The sequence below is a fragment of the Amycolatopsis sp. NPDC024027 genome, assembly GCF_040638975.1.
GTDB lineage: Bacteria > Actinomycetota > Actinomycetes > Mycobacteriales > Pseudonocardiaceae > Amycolatopsis.
In genome coordinates this window covers 33,901-56,065 of the sequence record NZ_JBEZYY010000036.1, presented here as the reverse complement: position 1 = coordinate 56,065, position 22,165 = coordinate 33,901, and the positions used below count along the sequence as shown (strand labels likewise).

General features: G+C 72.0%; 22 protein-coding genes. 9 read left to right on the top strand and 13 right to left on the bottom strand.

Annotation, left to right across the window (positions count from 1 at the left end; genetic code table 11):
* Window positions 1–66: 66 nt before the first annotated feature.
* Complete coding sequence (locus AB0F52_RS47440; RefSeq protein WP_360185862.1) at window positions 67–1,527, bottom strand: ornithine decarboxylase; 1,461 nt, start codon at window positions 1,525–1,527, stop codon at window positions 67–69.
* A gap of 89 nt (window positions 1,528–1,616) precedes the next feature.
* On the opposite strand from AB0F52_RS47440, the gene AB0F52_RS47435 reads away from it, so the two are divergent.
* Complete coding sequence (locus AB0F52_RS47435; RefSeq protein WP_360185828.1) at window positions 1,617–2,804, top strand: amidohydrolase; 1,188 nt, start codon at window positions 1,617–1,619, stop codon at window positions 2,802–2,804.
* On the opposite strand, the gene AB0F52_RS47430 is transcribed toward AB0F52_RS47435, so the two are convergent.
* The 7 genes from AB0F52_RS47430 to AB0F52_RS47400 form a co-directional block, all read right to left on the bottom strand.
* A complete protein-coding gene (locus AB0F52_RS47430; protein WP_360185825.1) occupies window positions 2,755–3,693 on the bottom strand; it encodes an alpha/beta hydrolase in 939 nt (312 codons plus the stop codon). The genes AB0F52_RS47435 and AB0F52_RS47430 overlap by 50 nt on opposite strands.
* 53 nt (window positions 3,694–3,746) lie before the next feature.
* Window positions 3,747–4,643 carry a TauD/TfdA family dioxygenase gene (locus AB0F52_RS47425; RefSeq protein ID WP_360185822.1) on the bottom strand — a complete coding sequence of 299 codons (897 nt, stop codon included), beginning with the start codon at window positions 4,641–4,643 and terminating at the stop codon, window positions 3,747–3,749.
* Window positions 4,640–5,953, bottom strand: a complete 1,314-nt coding sequence (locus AB0F52_RS47420; RefSeq protein ID WP_360185820.1) for an LLM class flavin-dependent oxidoreductase — start codon at window positions 5,951–5,953, stop codon at window positions 4,640–4,642. The genes AB0F52_RS47425 and AB0F52_RS47420 overlap by 4 nt, the downstream gene beginning before the upstream one ends.
* Window positions 5,950–6,792 carry an ABC transporter permease gene (locus AB0F52_RS47415; RefSeq protein ID WP_360185818.1) on the bottom strand — a complete coding sequence of 281 codons (843 nt, stop codon included), beginning with the start codon at window positions 6,790–6,792 and terminating at the stop codon, window positions 5,950–5,952. Before AB0F52_RS47415 ends, AB0F52_RS47420 begins: the two co-directional genes overlap by 4 nt.
* The gene (locus tag AB0F52_RS47410; protein WP_360185815.1) at window positions 6,789–7,562 is read right to left on the bottom strand and encodes an ABC transporter ATP-binding protein; all 774 of its coding nucleotides are present in this window, start codon (window positions 7,560–7,562) and stop codon (window positions 6,789–6,791) included. The genes AB0F52_RS47415 and AB0F52_RS47410 overlap by 4 nt, the downstream gene beginning before the upstream one ends.
* Complete coding sequence (locus AB0F52_RS47405) at window positions 7,559–8,578, bottom strand: ABC transporter substrate-binding protein (protein WP_360185812.1); 1,020 nt, start codon at window positions 8,576–8,578, stop codon at window positions 7,559–7,561. Before AB0F52_RS47405 ends, AB0F52_RS47410 begins: the two co-directional genes overlap by 4 nt.
* 101 nt (window positions 8,579–8,679) lie before the next feature.
* The gene (locus AB0F52_RS47400; protein WP_360185860.1) at window positions 8,680–9,897 is read right to left on the bottom strand and encodes an ROK family protein; all 1,218 of its coding nucleotides are present in this window, start codon (window positions 9,895–9,897) and stop codon (window positions 8,680–8,682) included.
* 88 nt (window positions 9,898–9,985) lie between these two features.
* On the opposite strand from AB0F52_RS47400, the gene AB0F52_RS47395 reads away from it, so the two are divergent.
* Together AB0F52_RS47395 and AB0F52_RS47390 are read left to right on the top strand one after the other, a co-directional pair.
* A complete protein-coding gene (locus AB0F52_RS47395) occupies window positions 9,986–10,321 on the top strand; it encodes a metalloregulator ArsR/SmtB family transcription factor (RefSeq protein ID WP_360185810.1) in 336 nt (111 codons plus the stop codon).
* 1 nt (window position 10,322) lies between these two features.
* Window positions 10,323–10,802, top strand: coding sequence for an SRPBCC family protein (locus tag AB0F52_RS47390; RefSeq protein ID WP_360185807.1), 480 nt, complete (start codon window positions 10,323–10,325; stop codon window positions 10,800–10,802).
* Here the strand turns inward: AB0F52_RS47390 and AB0F52_RS47385 are convergent.
* Complete coding sequence (locus AB0F52_RS47385; protein ID WP_360185804.1) at window positions 10,771–11,739, bottom strand: YafY family protein; 969 nt, start codon at window positions 11,737–11,739, stop codon at window positions 10,771–10,773. The two genes, AB0F52_RS47390 and AB0F52_RS47385, sit on opposite strands and share 32 nt — an antisense overlap.
* 62 nt (window positions 11,740–11,801) lie before the next feature.
* Here AB0F52_RS47385 and AB0F52_RS47380 point away from each other — a divergent pair, with 62 nt between their 5' ends.
* The 5 genes from AB0F52_RS47380 to AB0F52_RS47360 all read left to right on the top strand — a co-directional run bounded on the left by AB0F52_RS47380 (window position 11,802) and on the right by AB0F52_RS47360 (window position 18,190).
* The gene (locus AB0F52_RS47380; protein WP_360185802.1) at window positions 11,802–12,929 is read left to right on the top strand and encodes an epoxide hydrolase family protein; all 1,128 of its coding nucleotides are present in this window, start codon (window positions 11,802–11,804) and stop codon (window positions 12,927–12,929) included.
* Window positions 12,926–13,195, top strand: coding sequence for a crosslink repair DNA glycosylase YcaQ family protein (locus AB0F52_RS47375; protein WP_360185799.1), 270 nt, complete (start codon window positions 12,926–12,928; stop codon window positions 13,193–13,195). Before AB0F52_RS47380 ends, AB0F52_RS47375 begins: the two co-directional genes overlap by 4 nt.
* A complete protein-coding gene (locus AB0F52_RS47370) occupies window positions 13,128–13,793 on the top strand; it encodes a crosslink repair DNA glycosylase YcaQ family protein (protein WP_360185857.1) in 666 nt (221 codons plus the stop codon). The genes AB0F52_RS47375 and AB0F52_RS47370 overlap by 68 nt, the downstream gene beginning before the upstream one ends.
* A gap of 127 nt (window positions 13,794–13,920) precedes the next feature.
* On the top strand, window positions 13,921–16,926 hold the full coding sequence (locus tag AB0F52_RS47365) for a BTAD domain-containing putative transcriptional regulator (RefSeq protein WP_360185797.1): 3,006 nt from the start codon (window positions 13,921–13,923) through the stop codon (window positions 16,924–16,926).
* A gap of 31 nt (window positions 16,927–16,957) precedes the next feature.
* A complete protein-coding gene (locus AB0F52_RS47360) occupies window positions 16,958–18,190 on the top strand; it encodes an FAD-dependent monooxygenase (protein ID WP_360185794.1) in 1,233 nt (410 codons plus the stop codon).
* Between the two features lie 214 nt (window positions 18,191–18,404).
* Here the strand turns inward: AB0F52_RS47360 and AB0F52_RS47355 are convergent, their stop codons facing one another.
* Together AB0F52_RS47355 and AB0F52_RS47350 are read right to left on the bottom strand one after the other, a co-directional pair.
* Complete coding sequence (locus AB0F52_RS47355) at window positions 18,405–19,793, bottom strand: DUF4041 domain-containing protein (protein ID WP_360185792.1); 1,389 nt, start codon at window positions 19,791–19,793, stop codon at window positions 18,405–18,407.
* Between the two features lie 73 nt (window positions 19,794–19,866).
* Window positions 19,867–19,995, bottom strand: coding sequence for a hypothetical protein (locus AB0F52_RS47350; protein WP_360185789.1), 129 nt, complete (start codon window positions 19,993–19,995; stop codon window positions 19,867–19,869).
* Window positions 19,996–20,256: 261 nt separating this feature from the next.
* On the opposite strand from AB0F52_RS47350, the gene AB0F52_RS47345 reads away from it, so the two are divergent.
* Window positions 20,257–20,466, top strand: a complete 210-nt coding sequence (locus tag AB0F52_RS47345) for a DUF2945 domain-containing protein (protein ID WP_360185786.1) — start codon at window positions 20,257–20,259, stop codon at window positions 20,464–20,466.
* Between the two features lie 8 nt (window positions 20,467–20,474).
* On the opposite strand, the gene AB0F52_RS47340 is transcribed toward AB0F52_RS47345, so the two are convergent.
* Together AB0F52_RS47340 and AB0F52_RS47335 are read right to left on the bottom strand one after the other, a co-directional pair.
* Window positions 20,475–20,924 (bottom strand): HIT family protein, encoded by a 450-nt coding sequence (locus AB0F52_RS47340; protein WP_360185784.1) that lies wholly within the window; start codon window positions 20,922–20,924, stop codon window positions 20,475–20,477.
* Window positions 20,925–20,934: 10 nt separating this feature from the next.
* A complete protein-coding gene (locus tag AB0F52_RS47335; RefSeq protein WP_360185782.1) occupies window positions 20,935–22,053 on the bottom strand; it encodes a helix-turn-helix domain-containing protein in 1,119 nt (372 codons plus the stop codon).
* Window positions 22,054–22,165 lie beyond the last annotated feature (112 nt).

Below are 22,165 nucleotides of genomic sequence, written 5' to 3'. Positions count from 1 at the left end.
GACCTGCAGTGAATGACTCATTCCCGGCATCGGACGCCAGGAATGAGTCATTCACTGCGCCGGGGTTCAGTGCTTGGCGACGACCCGGATCGACTTCAGCGCGGAGTCGGCCGGGTCGGGCAGCTCCATGCCGGCCGCGAGGCCGCTGCGCAGGTAGTCGAGCATCGGCTGCGTGATCACCTCGCCGGGCAGCACACCGGGTGCCCCCGGCGGGTACGGCGTGATCATCTCGGCCGCGATCCGGCCGGCCGCCTCCGCCGCGGGCACCTGCTCGGCCGGGCCGAAGAACGCGTCGCGCGGCAGCATCGCCGTCTCCAGCTCCATCTCGCGCGGCGAGGGCAGATCCACCTTCGGCGGCTTCTCGAACGAGGGCGCGACCTTCACCAGCGCGTCGACGGCGTTGATCAGCGTGCCCGCGGTCGCTTCGTCGTCGGCGTGGGTGAACTGGGCGACGATCCGGCGGTGATCGGACAGTCCGACGGTGACGCGCCGGTGCTCGCGCAGCCAGTCGGCGGCCTGGTACCCGCTGATGCCGAGCGGGTCGAGGTCGAGCACGACCTTGAGCGGGTCGACCGAGTCGGCGAGGTCGGGGCCGAGGAACTCGTCGTGCATCACCGACACGCCCAGCTCGGTCAGCCGGCCGCGCACCGACTCGACGAGCGTCAGGGCGCCGTCGAGCAGGTCCTTGCCCTGTTCGGCCATCTGCCGCCGCCAGCCGTCGAGGGCCGCGTAGACCAGGGAGCTCGCGCTCGTGGTGCCGAGGAGGTCTTCCCGCGCCTTCAGCACGGCCGGGTCGACGCGGTCGCCCTGCAGGTGGAAGACCGAGCTCTGCTCGACCGCGGCACCCATCTTGTGCACGCTCGTGACGCACACGTCGGCACCGGCGTCCATGCCCCACGGCGGCAGGCCGTCGTGGAACGGCAGGTGCGCGCCCCACGCTTCGTCGACGATCAGCGGCAGCCCGCGTTCGTGGCACCAGTCGGCGATCGCGCGGAGGTCGCCGCCCGTGCCGTAGTCGGTCGGGGTCACCACGAGCGCGCCCTTGACCTCGGGGTCACTCTCGTAGGCCTCCGCGAACTCCCGCACGCCCGGCGGGTGGCTCAGGTGCCGCCCGGCGTCCCAGCGGGGCCGCACCCAGACCGGCCGGACGCCGCTGACGATCAGCCCGGAGATCACCGACTTGTGGACGTGCCGGGGCACCAGCAGCTTTTCGTGCGGGCCGGCGACGGCGAGCATCGCGCTCTTCACCGAAAGCGAGCTGCCGCAGGTCGAGAAGAACGTGTGCTCGGCGCCGACCGCGTCGGCCATCAGCTCCTGGGCTTCGGCGAGCACGCCTTGGCGCATCAGCCGGTCGTCGAGGCCGTTGAGCGCGATGACGTCGGACTTGAAGACGTCGGCCCCGACGATCTCCAGTACCCGCGGGTCGATGCCGCGGCCCTGCTTGTGGCCGGGCGCGTTGAACGGAACGTAGCCGGCGCTGTGGTAGTCGCGCAGCGCCTCGAGCACCGGTGCTTTGCTGTGGTCCATTCCGCCGGGTAGCCGGACGCGGCTCGCGCGAAACACGCACGTAACACCCCGGTGGCGTGGCCCTGCGTGGTTGGGGTATTCCGGAGGGCATGGAGTGGCACGAGGAGCTGCACGAGCGGGCGGACGAGCGGATCGAGCACCTGGACGAGCGGCTGTGGGCCGTCGCCACGGCGCTGCACGAACGGCCGGAACTGTCCTATGAGGAGCACGCCGCCGCCGAGCGGCTCACCGGCGAACTGGCCGCGGACGGCTTCGCGGTGGAAACCGGGATCGCCGGGCTGCCCACGTCCTTCGTCGCGCGCGCCGGCGAAGGACGTCCCTGCGTCGCGCTGCTGCTCGAATACGACGCCCTGCCCGGCCTCGGGCACGCCTGCGGGCACAACCTGATCGCGGCGGCCGGCCTGGGCGCCGCGCTGGCCGCCAAGGACGTCCTGGGAGACGCTCCGGGTTCGCTGCTCGCGGTGGGCACCCCGGCCGAAGAACGCGGCGGCGGCAAGGTCGCGATGGCCGAGGCGGGCGTCTTCGACGACGTCGACGCGGCCCTGATGGTGCACCCCGGCGTCCATTCGTGGTCGTGGGCGCCGCTGACCGCGCAGGTGGAGCTGAAGGTGACCTTCCACGGCCGGGCGGCGCACCCGACCGGCGACCCGGAGCACGGCATCGACGCCCTCGCCGCGCTGATCCAGGCGTTCGGCGCGGTCTCGGCCCTGCGCCAGCGGCTGCCCGCCGGATCGCACGTCCAGGGGATCATCACCCACGGTGGCGAGGCGACGAACATCGTCCCCGACCGCGCCGAAGGCCGGTTCGGCCTCCGCGCCCTGACCACCGACGCGCTGGACCGCCTCGCCGAGGACGTGACGACGTGCGCGGAAGGCGCGGCGCTGGCGACCGGGGCGAAGGTCGACGTCGAACGCCTCGGCCGCGGGTACGCGCACTTCCGCGACAACCGGGTGCTGTCGGAGCGGTTCACCGAGCACCTGGCGGCGCGCGGGATCCACGCGACCCCACCGGCGCCGGGGGTCTTCCTCGGTTCGTCGGACATCGGGAACGTCAGTGTCCGCGTCCCGGCGATCCACCCGTTCGTCGCGATCACGGCGGAGGAGAAGTCGGACCACACGCCGGAGTTCGCGGAAGCGGCGGCGAGCCCGCGCGGCCGGGCGGCGATGCTGGCCTCGGCGGCCGCCCTGGCGCGCACGGTGATCGATCTGCGGACGCACCCGGCGCTGGTCAGCCGCGCGTGGGACTGTTTCCGGGACCTGGCGCGCAACGGGCGCTGACCGGGCGCCGCCGCAGGAGGCGCTCCACGTGGTTCATCGCCTCGCGACCTTCGGGGATCGCCTGCATGAGCCAGTTGTGGAACATGCCGGGGTATTCGCGGTAGTCCAGCTCGACGCCCGCTTCGGCGGCGCGCCCGGCGAAGCGGCGGGCGTCCGGCAGCAGGACGTCCCGGGTGCCGATGAACAGCGTGATCGGGGCGAGCCCGGTCAGGTCGGCGTGGATCGGGCTGACCAGCGGGTCGCGCGGGTCCGTGCCTTCGGCGTACATCCGGCCGGCCTCGCGCAGCCCGGCGATGCCGAGCATCGGGTCGGTCTCGTCGAGCAGCTCCGAGACCGGGTCCTCGAGCAGCACGTCGAGCCAGGGCGAATAGAGGACGAGCCGCTCGGGCTGCGGCCGGCCGTCCGCACGCAGGTTCTGCGCGATCGCCAGGGCCAGCGCGCCACCCGCGGAGTCACCGGTCACCACGAGCCGCCCGGCTTCGATCTCGTCGTAGGCGGCCTGGACCACCGGGATGGTGGCGGTGTGGTCGTGGTGGGGGACCAGCGGGTACACCGGCAGCGTCACCGCACAGCCGAGCCGCGCGACCACGTCCGCCGCGTACTGCCAGTGGTGCTTCTCGACCTGCTCGACGTACCCGCCGCCGTGCAGGTGCAGGACGTGCAGGTCGCCCGCCCGGCCGTCCCGCGGCCGGAAGGTGAAGCACGGGAACCCGCGCACGTCGTGCTCTTCGACGTCGACCCGCCGCCGGATCTTGCGCGGCGGCCGCGCCATCGACGGCTTCTGGTGCCGCGGCAGCCGGTGGTGCAACGCCGAGGCGTCGTCGTAGAACCGTTTCTGGCCCGACGCCCGCAGCAACACCATCCTGACCTTCGCCTGCACACTGACCACGTTCGCACTCCTTCCCGTCCGTGCCCGGGTACCCGGGCACGGACGGGAGCCAACTAGGCGACGGAGGTGTAGTGCGACGCGTCGCCTTCGAGCGACTCGCTCGGCCGCCCGTCGATGCCCACCGGCACGTCCCCGGCCACCGTGACCCGGTTCAGCCGCCGGGGCAGGCCGTCGTAGTTGTCGATCGCGTAGTGCTGGGTGATCCGGTTGTCGAACAGGACCAGCTGGTCCGGCTCCCAGGTCACGCGCACGACGTTCTCCGGCCGCGTGACGTAGGACTGCAGCAGCCGCAGCAGGTCCCGCGACTCGGTCACCGACAGGCCTTCGATGCGCTGGGCGAACCCGCCGATGAACAGGCCGCGCTCGCCGGTCACCGGGTGCACCCGCACCACCGGGTGGACGGTCCGGTACTTCCGCGAGACGAACTGCTCCCGCCGCGCCCGCTCCTGCTCGTCCACCGTCTCCGGCGGCTGGACGTAGTCGTAGTCGTTGGTGTGCACCGCCCGCAGCGTGTCGGCGAACGCGCGCAGCGGCTCCGGCAGGTCGCGGTAGGCCGCGGCGGCGTTCGCGATCAGCGTCTCCCCGCCGTAGGGCGGCACGACCAGGCTCCGCAGCGTGCTGGCCTTCGGCGGGTTCAGCACGAAGGTGACGTCGGTGTGCCAGTGGTTGGCGCGGCCCCGCTCGCTGTCGACGGGCAGGATCGTCGGCGCGCCCTCGACGGCGGGCACCGTCGGGTGGGCCTTCGTGAGCTCGCCGAAGCGCGCGGCGAACCGCTGCTGGCCCTCGTCGTCGAGCCGGGCGTTCCGGAACACCAGCGCCTTGTGCTCGTGCAGGGCGTCGGTCAGGAACGCGACCTGCGTGGCGTCGAGGTCGCCGGCCGGGTCGAAGCCGACGATCTCGGCGCCGATCCTCCCGGTCAGCTTGCGGACGTCGGTGCCGATGGTGGTCATGCGGGCTCCTTCACTCGGTTGCGGTTGGCGGGACGCGCGAGGCCGTAGTGCTCGCGCAGGGTGGTGCCGGAGTACTCGGTGCGGAAGAGCCCGCGCCGCTGCAGTTCCGGGACGACGAGGTCGACGAAGTCGTCGAGCCCGCCGGGCAGGGTGGGCGGCATGACGTTGAAGCCGTCGGCGGCGCCGCCGAGGAACCACGCCTCCAGCTCGTCGGCGACCTGCGCCGGGGTGCCGGCGAAGACGCGGTGCCCGCGCCCGCCGGCCAGCCTTTCGAGGAGCTGCCGGATGGTCAGGTCCTCGCGCCGGGCCAGGCCGACCACCAGGTCGAACCGGCTCTGGCCGCCCTCGGTGAAGCTGCCGACGTCGGGCAGCGGGCCGTCCAGCGGGTAGCCGGTGACGTCGTGGTCGAGCATCTTCGACAGCTGCCGCAGCCCGTAGTCCGGGATGATCAGCGCGTTCAGCTCGGCTTCCCGCGCGCGGGCCTCGGCTTCGGTGCGGCCGAGGATCGGCGAGATCCCGGGGAGGATCTTGAGTTCGTCCGGGGTCCGGCCGTACCGGGCGAGCCGGCCCTTGACGTCGTCGTAGAACGCCTTGCCTTCGGCGTAGGTCTGCTGCGCGGTGAACACGGCTTCGGCGTGCCGGGCCGCGTACTCCTTGCCGGTCTCCGACGACCCGGCCTGCACGAGCAGCGGGTGCCCCTGGGGTGGCCGTTCGATGTTGAGCGGCCCGCGGACCTGGAAATGGGGCCCGTCGTGCTCGATCGCGCGGATGCGGTCCGTGTCGGCGTAGACGCCGCCCGCCCGGTCGACGACCGCCGCGTCGTCATCCCAGCTGTCCCACAGCTTCTTGACGACCTCGACGAACTCCTCGGCCCGGTCGTACCGCGCGTCGTGCGACGGGCGCTTGGCCAGGTTGAAGTTCCGGGCCTCGTCGATGCCCGCCGAGGTGACGATGTTCCAGCCCGCGCGGCCGCCGGAGAGGTGGTCGAGCGAAGCGAACTTCCGGGCCAGGTGGTAGGGCTCGTTGTAGGTCGTCGACGCCGTGGCGATGAGTCCGATGTGGACCGTGGACGCGGCGAGCGCCGAAAGCAGCGTCAGCGGTTCGAAGTGGCTGTGCGAGTTGTGCTTGACGTTGCCCCACAGGGCGACGCCGTCGGCGAGGAAGAGCGAGTCGAGCTTGCCGCGCTCGGCGGTCCGCGCGATGTCCACGTAGTGCTGCAGCGTCCGCGCCCGGTGCGGGTCGGTCGAGGGGTGCCGCCAGGCGGCTTCGTGGTGGCCGTTCGGCATCACGAACGCGTTGAGGTGCATCATGGCTTCTCCTTGGGGCGCCAGGTGGAAAACCGCCGTTCGAGGGCGACGAAACCGGCGTTGACGAGCACGCCGAGCAGCGAGACCGCGATGATCCCGGCGTACATCTGCTGGATCTGGAAGTTCACCTGGCTCGTGTTGATGAGGTAGCCGAGCCCGGCCTTGGCGCCGACCATCTCCGCGGCCACCAGCACGAGGATCGAGTAGGACGCGGCCATCCGGATGCCGGTGAACACCGTGGGCACCGCCGAGGGCAGGATCACCTTCCGGAACAGCCGCGGACTGGACAGCCCCAGCGAACGGGCCGCCTTGACCAGCAACGGGTCGACCGTGTTGACCCCGGCGATCGTGTTGAGCAGCACCGGCCACACGCAGGCGTACACCACGAGGGTGACCTTCGACAGCTCCCCGATGCCCAGCAGCAGCGTGAACACCGGCAGCAGCGCGAGCGCGGCGGTGTTGCGGGCGAGCTCCAGCAGCGGCTGCAGGAACCGCGCCACCGGCCGGTACCAGCCGATCAGCAGGCCAAGGGGCACTGCGACGGCAACGGCCACGGCGAACCCGGCGGCGGAGCGCCCGATGCTGGCCAGCAGGTGGTCGGCGAGTTCGCCGTCGAGGGCGAGGTCCCACAGCGCCCGCAGGTCCTCCGACAGCGGCGGCAGGAACGTCCGCGTGCTCTCGTCGAGCACGAACCGGGGGACCAGCTCCCAGAGCGCGACGAACAGCACGATCGCGGCGGACGCGTGCACCGCCCGGGTGAGTCTCTTCCGCCACCGCGGGGGTTTCCTCGCCGAGGTCGTGAGTCCGACGTGGACGGTCGGTGCCTCCAGGGTGGTGGTCATCGGGCCGCGCTCCGTTCGTGTTCGGCCGCCTTGCGGACCTCGTCGTGCAGCAGTTCCCAGAGCCGGTGGCGCTGCCGCCCGAACTCGGGCCCGGAGCGCACGTCCCCGGTGCGGTCGCCGAGGTCGACGTCGACGACGGCCTTGAGCCGCCCGGGCCGCGACGTCAGCACCGCGACCTGTTGTCCCAGGTAGACGGCCTCGTCGATGCCGTGGGTGATGAAGACGATCGTCTTGCCGGTGCGGCGCCAGATCCGCAGCAGCTCCTCCTGCAGCTGCTCGCGGGTCTGCGCGTCGAGTGCGGCGAACGGTTCGTCCATCAGCAGCACGGCGGGGTCGTAGGCGAGGCTGCGGGCGATCGCGACGCGCTGCTTCATCCCGCCGGACAGCTCGTGCGGGTAGCGGTCCTCGAAGCCGGACAGCCCGACCAGGGCGAGGTATTCGCGCGCCCGCTCCGCCCGCTGCCGCTTCCCGAGCGACCCGCCTTCGAGGCCGAACTCGACGTTCGCGCGGGCCGTGCGCCACGGGAACAGCGCGTACTGCTGGAAGACGACCCCGCGGTCGAGGCCGGGGCCGCGCACCGCCTCGCCGTCGATGAGCACCTCGCCCGATGTCGGGGTGGTGAGCCCGCCCAGCAGGTCGAGCAGCGTCGACTTGCCCGAGCCGCTGGGGCCGACCAGGGACAGGAACGTGCCGTCGGCGATGTCGAGGGAGACGTCGTCGAGGGCGGTCAGCTCGCCGAAGGTCTTGGTCACCGAGCGGATGCTGATCACTTGGCCACCGCCGGGGCGCCGTCGCGGTAGGGGTTGAACTCGTTGGTGTAGAGCTTCGAGGTGTCGATCTTGTCGTGCTTGAGGTAGCCCTCCTGCTTCAGCCACGGTTCCCACCGGGTGTAGTCCGCGTCGGAGATGAGGCCCCCGTGGGTGATGCCGACGCTCTTCCAGTACTTGAGTGTGTCGGTGCTTTCGTTGCGGCCGCGGGACTTGATGATCTTCGTGAAGCGCGCGATCACTTCGTCGCGCGGGGTGGTGCGCTCCCACTCGATCGCCTTGGCCACGGCGGAGACGAAGATCTTCGCGGTCTCCGGGTACTTCTTGATGAAGTCGGTGCGCAGCACGTACGGGCCGCCGTTGTAGGGCCCGAACGCGCCGACGTCGGTGAACAGCGGCCGCACGCCACCGGCGGCGAGGGCGTGGTCCTGCAGGATCCCCTGCAGCGCGGCGACGTCGAGCTGGCCGTTGCGCAGGGCCTGTTCGGCGTTCACCGGCGGGATGACGACCAGCTGCACCTGCTTGATCTCGTCGTCGGCGAGGCCTTGGCCCTTCAGCCACGTGTCGAGCGCGGCCTCGAGGTTCGCCCCGGCGGTGTTGACGCCGACCTTCTTGCCGATCAGGTCGCGGGCGGTCCGGATCGGACTGTCCTCTTTGGTGTAGAAGCCGATGAAGGTCCGGTCGTCGGAGCCGTAGTAGTTGACGACCGCCTTGACCGGCGCCCCGGCTTCGACGAGCTTGACGACCGCGCCGGTGAAGGCGCCGCCGAAGTCGGTCTGGTCGGTGGCCGCCGACTGGATGTCCTGCGGGCCGCTGATCGTGTTGCCGACCCACTTCAGCTTGACCGGGCCGAAGTAGCCCAGGTCCTCGGCGAGTTCGGGCAAGGTCACGGAGTTCGCGCTGCCCTGGTAGCGCAGTTCCAGCTTCTCGGGTTGGCCGGGTGCACCGGTGGCCGTCGCCGAAGCGCAGCCGGCCAGCAGCACCACGGCGGCGGCGAACAGGGGCAGGGTTTTCTTCACGGTGGTTTCGTCCGTTCCGGGAGTCGGCGGGGATGGAGCAATTGTTCGCAGCCGACGAGCGGACGGTCAATTTTGCGAGTTCGTGAAATAACTCCGCCGGTTCACGAGGCGCGCGGCAACCCGGTCAGCAGCGGACCGAGCGGGTCGTCGTAGAGCACGTCCAGGAGCACCGCGCCCCCGGCCGTCGCCAGCTCCGTACCCGGGAAGCTGGTACCCACAACGGTTTCCGCCGGATCGGTGCAGCGCGATCGGTCGCGGACCTCGTCCCGGATGATGGGAAGGCAGCCGGGTACCCGGGTTACACTGCGGTCGACCACCACGAGCACGGCCGGGTTGAGCACTTCGAGCAGGAGCGCCGCCGCCTGGCCGACGAGCCGCGCGCGTTCGTGGAACAACCGGGCCGCCGCGGAATGGCCGGATTCGGCGAGCGCGAGCAATTCCGGAAAGTCCGCGCGCTCGAGCAAACCGCATTCCACGGCCGTGCGAGCGAGCGTTCCTTCCGAAACGGCGGCTTCGAGGCAGCCGGTGCGCCCGCAGCGGCACGGCTCGGTGCTGCCGTCGACCGGCAGGTGCGCGACGGCGCCCGCGGCCGAACGCGGTCCGTGGTGCACGCCGGCGCCGGTGGCGAACGCGGCGTCGACGACGTTGCCGGTGAACAGCTGCACGACGCTGTCGCGGGCTCGCGGGTGCCCGAAGAGCCGTTCGGCGTGCACCAGCGCCCGCGCGTGCCCGTCGACCTCCACCGCCAGCCCGGTGCTGCCCATGAGGAAGTCGCGGACCGGCACGTTCCGCCAGCCGAGCAGCGGGTGCTCGACGACGGTGCCGGACGCGCGGTCGACCCAGCCGCCGGTGGCGACGCCGAGGCCGAGCGGCTCGCGGTCCGGGGCGTGCCCGAGCAGGAGGTCGTCGAAGATCTCGGCCGCACGCGCGAGCAGGTCTTCGGCGGCCAGGCCGTCGTGCGGTTCCTCGTGCTGGACCAGCACGTTCCCGCGCAGGTCGAGCAGGGCGACGGTGGCGTGGTGCACGGCCAGGTGCAGCGCGCCGGCGACGTGCCGCCCGGTGTCGAGGTCGACCGGCACGTGCGGCCGTCCGACGCGCCCGCGCGGTTCGGGCTCGACGAGTTCGTGCAGGAGCCCGAGCCGGGTCAGCTCGGCCGTGTGCCCGGTGACCGCGGCCGCGGACAGCCCCGTCCGCCGCGCGATGGTGCTGCGCGCGATCGGACCTCCGTCGAGCACCGCCCGCAGCACGGCGCTCGCGCTGGCGCTGCGCCGGGCGCCGCGTGCGTCCGTCCTCTGTGGACCCATGGCCCGGCTGGTCATCGCCCGATCGTGGCAGACGAACCGGCGCGCGCCCAGCTTGCCCAGGATGCGGGCTTGACGCATACCCATATGGGAATATGATGGCCACGTGGCACGAGCAGCGACGACGGCGGACTCCTTCAACGCGGTCGCCGAACCCCGGCGGCGGCAGATCCTCGACGTCCTGAGGGACGGCGAGCGGTCGGTCGGCGACCTCGTCGACCTGCTCGGCCTGGCCCAGCCCCAGGTCTCGAAGCACCTGCGGGTGCTGCGCGAGGTGGGCGCGGTGGTCGTGCGCGGCGACGGCCGCCAGCGGCTCTACCGGCTCAACGGCGCCGCGCTCAAGCCCATCCACGACTGGGTCAAGCGCTACGAACGGACGTGGGCGGAGCGGTTCGACCTGATGGACGACATCCTCGAGGACCTCAAGGAACAGGAGCAGTGACGTGGAGATCACCACCCCCGCCGACGACCGGATCCTCATCACGCGCGAGTTCGACGCGCCGAAACACCTGGTCTACCGTGTGTGGACCACGCCGGAGCTGGTGAGCCGCTGGTGGAGCGGTCACCGCGGGACCACCACCGAGGTCAAGATGGAGCTGCGGCCCGGCGGCCGCTGGCGGTACGTGCTGAAGACGAACGACGGCGCCGAGGTCGGCTTCCACGGCGAATACCGCGAGATCGTGCCGGACGAGCGGCTCGTCTACACCGAGGTGTTCGAGCTGCCCGGCGTCGACCTCGACTCCGTGGACGGCCCGCTCATCACGGTCACCTTCACCGCGCTCGACGGCGACCGCACGCGCCTGGAGCTGCTGACCGAGACCGGCAGCGAGGAACTGCGCGACACGATCCTGCAGTCCGGGATGGAGGTCGGCGTGCGGGAACAGTTCACGATCATCCAGGAGCTGGCGGACTCCCTGCGCTAGCGGCCCGCAGGAACCGCTCGCCCGTCTTCGCCAGCGCCTCGGCGAGCTCCGGCGCGTCGAGCACCTCGAAGTCCACGTCGAGCAGGCCGAGGTAGAGCCCGAGCATCTGCGCGTGGTCGGACCCGAGTTCGGCCACGCACCGGTCCGGGCCCTCGGCCGTCAGATCGACCGCGATCGGCAGCCGCGCCCGGACGTGGTCCACCGGCGCGTGCAGCCGCACCCGGGCGTGGAAGCGCCAGGTTGCGGTGCCCACGCTGCGCTGGACGAACTGCGCGACATCACCCTCCGGCGGCTCGCGCGGGGCGAAGCGCGGGCCGTTCGGCACCCTCGGCGTCATCCGGTCGACGCGGAAGGTGCGCCAGTCGTCGCGGGCGGTGTCCCAGGCCACCAGGTACCAGCGGCGCCCCCAGGTGACCAGCCGGTGCGGTTCGACGTCGCGGCGGCTCGGGGTGCGCTGGTGACTCGTGTAGTCGAAGCGCAGCCGCTCGCTCGCGCGGATCGCCGTCGCGATCGCGGTGAGCACGTCCGCGTCGACGGCCGGGCCGGCGCCGGGCACCGCGACCGTCGCGGCCTGCAGCGCCCGCACCCGGTGCCGCAGCCGCGACGGCAGCACCTGCTCCAGCTTGGCGAGTGCGCGCACCGACGTCTCGCCGATGCCGGCGACGCCCGTCGCGGTCCGCAACCCGACCGCGACGGCCACCGCTTCGTCGTCGTCCAGCAGCAGCGGTGGCAGCTGCGCGCCCGCGCCGAGGCGGTAGCCGCCCTGGACGCCGGGGGCGGCCTCGACCGGGTAACCGAGCTCGCGCAGCTTGCCGATGTCGGTGCGGACGGTGCGCGCGGTGACGCCGAGGCGGCCGGCCAGGTCGGCGCCGGTCCAGTCGCGCCGCGTTTCGAGCAGCGACAGCAGCCGCAGGAGGCGGGCGGAGGTCTGCAACATCTTGCGAGGATCGCATGAATCGCGGAAGAAGGTCTTCCGCAATAGCTCCTAGCGTGCTTCTCATGACGAACGAAATCCGCCCCTTCCGCATCGACATCCCGCAGGCCGAGCTGGACGACCTGCACCGGCGGCTGGCTTCGGCCCGGTTCGCCGAGCCCGTGCGCGGCGACGTGCCGGACTGGTCCCGCGGCATCCCCACCGACGTCGTGCGCGAGCTGGCCGAGTACTGGCGCGACGGCTTCGACTGGCGTGCCCAGGAAGCGGCGTTCAACGCGTTTCCTCAGTTCACGACCGAGATCGACGGCCAGGCCATCCACTTCCTGCACGTCCGCTCGACGCAGGCCGACGCGGTGCCGCTGCTGCTCACGCACGGCTATCCCAGCTCGGTCGCGGAATTCCTCGACGTCATCGGCCCGCTGACCGAGCCGGGCCCGGACGCGTTCCACGTCGTCGTCCCGTCGGTGCCCGGGTTCGGGTTCTCGACGCCGTTGAGCGGTCCCGGCTGGGAGCTGGCCCGCACGACCGACGCGTTCGCGGAGCTGATGACCAGGCTCGGCTACGACCGCTTCGCCGCGCAGGGCGGCGACATCGGCGCGGGCGTCACCGGGCGGCTCGCCGCGCTGTACCCGGACCGCGTCATCGGCACCCACGTCAACAGCGATCGCGGCACGATCGCGCTGGCCGGCGAGCAGTTGCCGTTGCCGGAGAACCTGTCCGAAGCCGAACAGTCCGAATTGGATGCCGCCCGCGAAGCGTGGAAGGCGGGCCGGGGCTACCTCGACCTCCAGTCGCACAAGCCCGAGACGATCGCGGCCGCGCTCACCGACTCCCCGGTCGGGCAGCTGGCCTGGATCGCGGAGAAGTTCGAAGGGTGGACCGGCGGGAACGGCATCGATCGCGACCGGCTGCTGACCAATGTCAGTCTCTATTGGTTCACCCGCAGCGGCGCGAGCGCGGCCCGGTTCCTGTACGAGGCGGCCCACTCGGGGCACGGCTGGCTGGCGCCGTCGGACGTGCCGGCGGGCTGGGCGGTGTTCAACAGCTCGCCGGTGGTCCGGCGGATCATGGACCCCGAGGAGAAGATCGCGCACTGGTCGGACTTCGCTTCCGGCGGCCACTTCGCGGCGATGGAAGAGCCCGAGCTGCTCGTCGCCGACATCCGCGCGTTCTTCCGCGGGCTGCGGCCGTGAACGTCCGCGCGCTCAACCGGGCGCTGCTCGCGCGGCAGCACCTCCTCGAGCGGACGGCCCAGCCGGTCGCCGCGGTGCTCGGGCACCTGGTCGGGACGCAGGCGCAGGCCCCGCTCGCACCGTACGTCGGGTTGTGGACGCGGATCTCGGGGTTCCGGCCGGAAGAGCTGGCCGCGCTGATCACCGGGCGGGAGGCGGCTGCACCGGGCACTGCCCCCACGTCGAAATCGGCGACGCCGACCTCGGCGCGGTGCGCGGGTCGCTGATGCGGGGGGACGGTCCACCTCGTCCTCGCCGAGCGGTGGCGGCCGCCGGGCGGCCGTGGCTCGAGGAACGGCCGCGCACGATGCCGAAGCGCTCTCGTACGCGGTCGGCTACTTCGTCCCGACGGCCCAGCTCCCGCCCCGCGGCGTCTGGGGCTCGACCGGCCCGGCCACGCTCACGACCCTGGACGGCTGGCTCGGCCGTCCGCCGGCCGAAAAGCCGCCGATCGAGGACGTCGTGCGGTGCTGCTTGCGCGCGTTCGGGCCGGCGTCGGTCGCCGACGTCCAGGCGTGGTCGGGGTTGACGAAGCTGCGGGAGGTCGTGGAGCCGATGGGACTGCGGACGGTGCGCGCGGAGTCCGGCGAGCTGCTGTACGACGTCGAAGACGGCCTGCTCCCGGACCCGGACACCCCGGCGCCGGCGCGGTTCCTGCCGGACGGCTTCTACCGTGCGGACTGGCGACTGCACGGAACGAGCCTGGAGGTCACGCCGCACGACCGGCTCGCGGCGGGGGAGCGGGCGGAGACCGAGGCGGAAGGCGAGCGGCTGCTGCCGTTTCTCGAGGCGGGGGACCGGTCGGTCCGGATCACCGCAGGCTGACCGGCGGTTGGTTGGGGGCCGGGCGGTCCGGTTCGGCGGGGGCCGGCCGGCGGGTGTCTGCGGCCCGGCCGGCCCGATTCACCGAAAGCCGGCCGCCGGGCCCCCGCGCTGGGCCAGAATCGTCGGCGTGCAGTTCGCCATTCTCGGGCCGGTCGAAGCCCGCCGTCCCGACGGGACCCCGGTCGCCCTCGGCGGGCCCCAGCTGCGGGGGCTGCTCGCCCTCCTCGCGCTCGACGCCGGGCGGGTCATCAGCGCCGAGCGGCTGATCGACGGCCTGCACGGCGAGCACCCACCCGAGGGCGCGGCCGAAGCCCTCCAGTCCCAGGTTTCGCGGCTGCGACGCCGCCTGCGCGACGGCGGCGCGCCCGACGGCCTGGTGGAATTTACCCCCGCCGGGTACCGGCTGGCCGTCGACCCCGAAGACGTCGACGCCCACCGGTTCGAGCGGCTCACCGCACAAGCGCGGCAAATGCTCGATCCCGCCACGAAGCTGAGGCTGTTCACCGAAGCGCTCGCGTTGTGGCGCGGCCCCGCGCTCGACGGGCTCGCCGACCCGCCGCGCGCGGCCCGCCTGGCGGAACTGCGGCTGGCCGCGACCGAGGACCGCGTCGAAGCCGGGCTGGCGCTCGGCCACCACGACCGGCTCGTCGCCGAGCTGCGGGAGCTGACCGGCGAGCACCCGCTGCGCGAACGCCTCACCGCCCAGCTCGTGCGGGCGCTGCACGGCAGCGGCCGGTCCGCCGAAGCACTGGCGGTGTTCGCGCAGATGCGGGAGCGCCTGGCCGACGAACTCGGCGCCGACCCGTCGGCCGAGCTCGCGGACGCGCACACCGCGGTCCTGCGGGCCGCGGCGCCCGTCCCGGCCCGCCGGGTGCCGGTGCCGCTCACCGGGTTCGTCGGCCGCGCCGAGCTCGACCGGCTCACCGCGGCTCTGCGCGACGCCCGGCTCGTCACGCTCACCGGACCGGGCGGCGCGGGCAAGACCCGGCTCGCCGTCGAAGCCGCGGCCCGGGCGGCGGGCGAGGTGTGTTTCGCCGAGCTCGCGACGACCACCGAGGTCCCGCGCACCGTCCTGGCCGCGCTGGGCCTGCGTGAACAGGGCGTGCTGACGCCCGGCGCGGCCGCGGACCCGGCCGATCGCCTGGTGGCCGGGCTCGCCGACCGGCCGTTGCTGCTGGTCCTCGACAACTGCGAACACGTCGTCGCCGAGGCCGCGCGGCTGGTCCGGCGCCTGCTGGGCGAGTGCCCGGGCCTGCGCGTGCTGGCCACCAGCCGGGAGGCACTGGGCCTGACCGGCGAGACCCTGGTGCCGGTCGGCACGCTGCCCGCCGGCGCCGCGGCCCGGCTGTTCACCGACCGGGCCGCGGCGGTCGCGCCCGGCGCGGCACCCGATCCGGGCGCGGTCACCCGCATCTGCGCCGCCCTCGACGGCCTCCCGCTGGCCATCGAGCTCGCGGCCGCCCGGCTGCGGTCGCTGTCCGCGGACGACGTCGCCGCCCGGCTCGGCGACCGGTTCCGGCTCCTGTCGCGCGGCGACCGGACCGCCGAACCGCGGCACCGGACCCTGCGCGGCGTCGTCGAATGGAGCTGGGACTTGCTCGATCCGGAGGAGCGGCTGCTGGCCGGCCGGTTCGCGGTGTTCGCCGGCGGCGCCCGGCCGGCCGCGGTCGAGGCCGTGTGCGACGTCCCCGACGCCGACGCGGTGCTGACCGGCCTGGTCGAGAAGTCCTTCGTGGAGTTCGGCGGCGGCCGGTACCGGATGCTGGAGACCATCCGCGCGTTCTGCGCCGAGCAGGGCGACGACCGGCGCGCGGCGCACGCGCAGTACTTCCTGGACTTCGCGGTGGCCCGCGAGCCGAAACTGCGTGGCGCGGACCAGCTGACGGCCCTGGCCGAGCTGACCGCCGAACACGCCGACCTGCACGCGGCCCTGCGCTGGAGCGCTACCGAGGAGCCGGAGACCGCGTTGCGGCTCATCGCGGCCCTGTCCTGGTACTGGTGGCTGAGCGGCCGGCGGAGCGAGGTGACGCCGATCGCGGACACCGTGCTCGCCGCCGTCGGTCCCGAACCGCCGCCGGGACTGGCCGAGGAGTACGTCGTCTGCGTGATCCAGGCTTCGGACACCGACGTCGCGATCGAGCCGATCCTGCGGCGGCTCGACGGGCCGCTCGAGTACCCGTACCTCTTCCTGCTGTGGGCGTTTTCCCCGCGCACCAAGGCCGAGGACGGCGAACGGCTGGCCGCGCTGATCGGCCCGGACGCGTGGTCACGGGCGTTCGCACGGATCGGCGACGGCCTCGGCGCGCAGTACCGCGGCCGGATCGCCGAAGCCGAAGCGCACTTTTCGGCGGCACTGGACGCCTTCCGCACCTTGGGCGACCGCTGGGGTGAAGCGAGCGCACTGGAGAAACTCGCGGAGTTCGCGGACTGGCGCGGCGACCACGCTCTCTTCCGCGAGCTGATGGACGAGTCCGTCCGGCTGGCCGCCGAACTCGGCGCGGCCGAAGACGCCGCCGACCTGCTGTGCCGCCGCGCCGACGGCGTCCTGCGGCAAGGGGACGCCGAAGCCGCGAAGGCCGACTACGAAGCCGCCGCCGAGCAAGCGCGCGCCGCGGGCACTCCGGTGACCCTCGCCCGGGCCCGCGGCGGCCTGGGCGAGCTCGCGCGGCGAGCGGGCGACCTGGCCACGGCCCGGCGCTGGTACACCTCGGCGCTCGCCCTGGCCGCCGACCCGGTGACCGGCGGCGAGACGCGGATCCGCGTCCACACCGGCTTCGGCTGGACGGCGGCCGCCGAAGGCCGCCTCGAGGAGGCGACCGAGCTGCACCAGGAAGCCCTGGCCACGGCGCTGGAACACGCGAACCTGCCCGGCGCGGCCCAGGCGATCGAAGGACTGGCCGGCGTCCTCGCCGGGCGTGACGAGGACGAGCGGGCCGCGTTCCTGCTCGGGGTGGCGGTCGGCCTGCGCGGCGCGCCGGTCAGCGGCGACCCCGACGTCGCGTCGGTGACGGACCGCGTCCGGGCGCGCCTCGGCGCCGGGGCCTACGCCGAGGCGTTCGACCGCGGCCGCGAACTGCCGCCCGAGCAGGCGGTCGAGGAGGCCGGTCAGCGGCGGTTCGCGCTCGGTTCGTGAACGGTCAGCGGCGCGGGCGATCCTTCGGGGCATGACGAAGAACATCCTGATCTCCGGCGCCAGCATCGCCGGCCCCGCCCTCGCCTTCTGGCTGCACCGCCACGGCTTCGACGTCACCGTCGTCGAGCGCGCCCCGAGCCTGCGCGAAGGGGGCTACAAGGTCGACATCCGCGGTGTCGCGGTCGACGTCGTCCGCCGGATGGGCCTGCTGGAGCAGGTGCACGCGGCGAGCACCGACATGCGGGGCGCGGCGTTCGTGAACAAGCGTGGCAAGCAGCTGGCCACCCTCGACGCGGACACGTTCGGCTTCCGCCACGGCGACGACACCGAGATCCTGCGCGGCGACCTGGCGCGCATTCTGTACGACGCCACGCGCTCGCACACCGAGTACGTCTTCGGCGACTGGATCACCGGCCTCGACCAGCGTCCCGACGGCGTCGAGGTGACGTTCGCCCACGGCGCGTCCCGCCGGTTCGACCTGGTGGTCGGCGCGGACGGCCTGCACTCCGGCGTCCGCGCGCTGGCGTTCGGCCCGGAGGAGGACTACCTGCGCCGCTTCGACGCCTACATCTCGATCTCGACGGTGCCCAACAGTTTCGAGCTGGACCGCTGGGAGCTGCTGCACTCGGCGGCGCCGGGCAAGATGGTGAACGTCTACAGCACGGCGCGGGCGGCCGACGCGAAGGCGGCGTTCTGGTTCACCGCACCCCCGCTGACCTACGACCGCCGCGACGTCGACGGCCAGAAGGACCTGGTGGCGGACCGGTTCGCCGGCCTGGGCTGGGAAATCCCGGAGCTGCTGGAGGCGATGCGCGAAGCGGACGACTTCTACTTCGACCCGGTGTGCCAGATCGTGCTGGACAAGCTGTCGGCGGGCCGGGTGACGCTGCTCGGCGACGCGGGCTACTGCGCGTCACCGGCGTCGGGGCAGGGCACGAGCCTGGCACTGGCGGGCGCGTACGTCTTGGCGGGCGAACTGGCCACTTCGGACGACATCACGACGGCATTGTCCCGGTACGAAGCCACAATGCGGCCGTTCATCGAGAAGAACCAGGCGCTGGCGAAGACGGCGTTGCGCGGGATCATCCCGCAGTCCCGGGCGTTCGCGTGGTTCAACACCCGGATGATCAAGCTGATGCCGTACCTGCCGGGCCGCAACCGGGTGCTGGAGCAGATGTCCCGTCCCATCCGCGAGGCAGCGAACGCGCTGGAGCTGAAGGACTATGCGGCCGTCGGTGCAGGGGATCGTGCCCCCAGTTCATGAGCGGTGCCGCCAGGTCGTGTCCGTCACCTCACCCGACGGCCGCTGGGCGAGGTTCCGGTGCACCTAACCGATCACCCTGGACCGCACCTACGCCTGGCTCAAAAACATCCGCCGCCTCCGTATCCGCACCGAACGACGAGCCGACGTGCATCAAGTCATCTTCAGCGTGGCCTGCTCCGTGATCTGCCTCCGCAAACTCGTTCTGAAGTGACCACTAATCGGCAGGCAGTGGCTGCTGGCCCGCGGCCTGCGCCAGCCGGCGGCTGGACCGCCATTCCTGCGCTTCGGGCTCTTGCACGTAGTCGACCAGGTTGTCCCGGAGCCCCATCTCTTCGAGGATTTCGAGGATTCGGCCGGGTGTCGCGTAGAAGAACTCACGTCTGAGGTTCACCCGGTTGACCCGGCAGTCCGCGAGCCGCTGGTGCAGCCGGGTCTCGAGACTGACCGCGTCGGCGTCGAAGATCTTCGCGTGGACGTCGAACCTGAACGGCACTGAGGCATCACCCAGTTCCCTGACGCGCTCGAGCGGGTCGAGTCGCCGCGTCAGGCCGACCTTGACCACTCCTTCGCCGAACGAACCGACGTTCGAGATGACGTAAACCCACCCGGTCCGGATGTTGGCTTCGCGTTCCTCGACGCCCCTGATGGCTTCGTCGAGCTCGTCGAGTTTGCTCTGTGCCGCCGCGGTCTTGCTTTCGTCTCCCGACTCCGCCCACTTCCGCATCGCGGTCCGCCAGTGTGCTTGTTCCTTGGCCAAGCGAACCTTCTCGCGCTCGAACTCCCGTTGGGCTTGCTGCTCGTCGCGTTGCCGCTCCCGTTCCGCCCTGATTCGTTCCTTCTCTTCCTCGGCTTTCGCCAGGTGATCGGCGGTGAGTTCGAGTTCCTCGAGCCGCAGCCGGTGATAGCCGGCTGCGATGTTGATGCTCATGGTCTTGCCGAGCCGGGAGATGACGTCCCGGGTCTTCGTGAGGCGGTCCTTCGCCGAGTCGAGCCGGTACGGGCGCATGGAACGGACACAGTTGTCGGCTTCGGCGTTGTACGCCCGCAGCATCAGCTTCGAAAAGTCCCGAACCATCCGTTGTCCTTCGACGGCCGAGCCGTTGACGGTCCAGTCGGTGCTCGCGGTGATAGCGTGGTTGTTCTTGGCGGAGATCTTGATGGAGTCTTTGAGACGCTGCAACGCGGTCTTGTACGCGACGGCATCCGCCAAACGGTGGCGGAATTCGTAGATGCCGGCCTCCTGGAGCAACGTGATCTCCTGGGTTTCGACGACCTCCGCCTGCAGCGCCTTCAACAGCTGAGCTGTCTCGTCGACCTGCGCACGGACAGCGGCGAGTTCGACTTCGGCGGCGTCCTTCTCGCGTGTCAGCGCTACCTTCTGCGCTTGGCGGTCGAGAGTGAGCTGCGCGACGGCCTGGCGGGTGGCCTCCATATCGCGTTCGAGGGCGACAGCGTCTTTCCCCCGAAGAGCGTCGTAACGAGCCGTGAGCTCCTGCAGCTGATGCGACAGAGCGATGTTGTCCGCCTTGTTTTTCCCGAGCTGGTGGGCTACTTCAGCCGCCTTCGCGGTCTCGCTCTGCAGTGATGCCGCAGTCTGCTGCACTAGTGATCGGGCTGCCGCCAGCTCAGCTTCGGTCGCTCGGAGCCGCTTCCGGACACCGAAGACGCGAGGGTGCTCAGACATCGGAGGCGAAATCGGTGCGCTGGTGTTCGCCGATGACTCCGGCTCCGGCGTCCAGAACTGCCAGAACCGTGGTGGGGCGGGCCAGTCCGCCGGCGGTTGCCAGCCTTTCGGCGGTGTCCACCCCGGAGGAAGATCAGGCCAGTTAGGCGGTGGGTTGAACCGATATCCCATGCCACGTTCCTCCCCGATCACGACCCATTCGGGTGTCAGGTCGCCCGCTGCCGCCATCCACTGCGACGACCTCGGTGACGTACTTGATCGTGGTCGGGCGAGAGCCTTGTCCCGTTACGACGGCGGGACGATTGTTATCCCCCTCCTCGTTCGCCGAAGCTGGGTGGTGATTGGCTGGAACCGGGGTACCCGCTGGTCAGGAGGCGCTCTTATGACCAAGGAATTCAAGAAGGGTGACCGCGTCCGGTGGGACGCGGGCAACCAGAGCTCGGTCGGCACGGTCGAGGAAAAACTCACCGAGGACACCCACGCCGGCAAGCGGGACGTCAAAGCCTCACCCGACAACCCGCAGTACTTCGTCCGCAGCGAGAAGTCCGGGAAGACCGCCGTGCACCACCCGGACAAGCTGCACAAGGCCTGAAACCAGGCCTAACGCGCCGCCCGGACCTTCGCCGCGACCTCCGTCAGCTCCTCCTTCGTCCGCACCCGCCAGTCGGCGTTCAGCACGAAGCCGTCACCCGCGAAGCGGGGGATCACGTGCAGGTGGACGTGGGGGATCTCCTGGCCCGCCGCCTTGCCGTCGGCCAGGAACAGGTTGATCGCCTCGCACTGCAGGTCCGTGCGCCGCAGGGCCGCCGCCAGCTCCTGGGCGATCGTGAACATCCGCGCGCCGGCGGAAGCCGGGAGCGAAGCCAGGTCCGCGTGGTGGGCCCGGGGGAGGACCAGCAGGTGGCCGGTCGTCACCGGGCGCAGGTCGACGATCGCGACGAAGTCGTCGTCCTCGTGCACGAAAGCCGCCGGGGCCTGGCCCGAGCCGATCGCGCAGAAAACGCATTCTCCGGTCGACGTGGTCGCCGGCATGCGGCGGAGTTCAGCCATGCGGGTGACCCTATCGGCCGTCGAGCCAGTGGTGGAGGGCCCACCACGAGCGGACGGCGTCGAGCACGCGGCCGCCGCTGTTTTCGGCCAGGGCCAGCGGGGTGAGCTCGGCCAGCCGGTCGAGGCGGTACCGGACGGTGTTGGGGTGCAGGTGCAGTGCCTCGGCCGTGGTGCGCAGGCGCTGGCCGTGGTCGAGGTAGGCCAGCGCCGTCGCGGCCAGCTCGCGGTGGAACGCGTTGCCCGGGTCGAGGGCGCCGAGCACGCCCGCCGCGAGCAGGTCCGCCAGCAGCGGCTGCGCCGTCAACGCGATTTCGCCCGCCAAGTCGGTGAGGTCGTGGTAGCCGGGGCCGGCGATCCGGGCCGCCGCCGTGCAGAGGCGGTGCACCTCCCGCAGCTCCGGCTGGGCGGCCGGGGGTGCGACGACCACCAGGACGCCGTCGGCGAGCGCGACGCCGGCGGGCGGGCGGGCCGCCAGGCCGGTCAGCCTGCCCTCGACCAGCCCGTACACCCCGCCGAACTCCAGCAGTGCCTGTTCCAGGGTGCGCGCCCGCGTCGGGTCGCTGACGTCGGACACCACGCAGGAGTACCGCCCATCGGGACGCAGCCCGGCCTGCCGGAGCTCTTCCGGCGTGGGCGGGTGCCCGGCGAGCAGCAGGGTGCGCAGCAGCTGGGTCCGCGCGTCGCGGACCGTCCGGGACAGCTGGAGCTCGGCGGCGTGGTAGCCCTTGACGATGTGCCGTTCCAGCGCACCGGTGTAGCGCTCGGCGTCGAGGATGGTCTCGAGGATGACGTCGTCGGACAGGCCCGCCGCCCGCGCGCGTTCGACGGCGAAGCGGGCCGCGAGCGTGCGACCGGCCTGGACCCCGCGCAGCAGGTCGGTGAGCGGGACGCCCTGCGCGGCCCGGTCGGCGCCCAGCGCCTCGGCGGTGGTGTAGTCCGCGGTGTCGGGGTTCGTCGTCGCGCGCAGCGCGGCCGACAGCAGGAACTGGACGTGCCGCCGGTTCTCGGCCTCCGGCAGCCGCGCGACCTCGGGTGACTCGCTCCGCGCGGCCTTCACCAGCTCGTCGACCACGGCGTCGTCGGCGGCCATCGCGTCCAGCACCTGCCGGAGCAGCGGTGAGGCCGGCACGGCACCCTCCCGTTGTGGCAGGGCCACAACACCGCGTCCGCGATGTTGGGCGAGCGGCCCTACCGGAGCGGCTCCGGTGGCCGGTTATCGTGACAATACCGGACAGTAACCC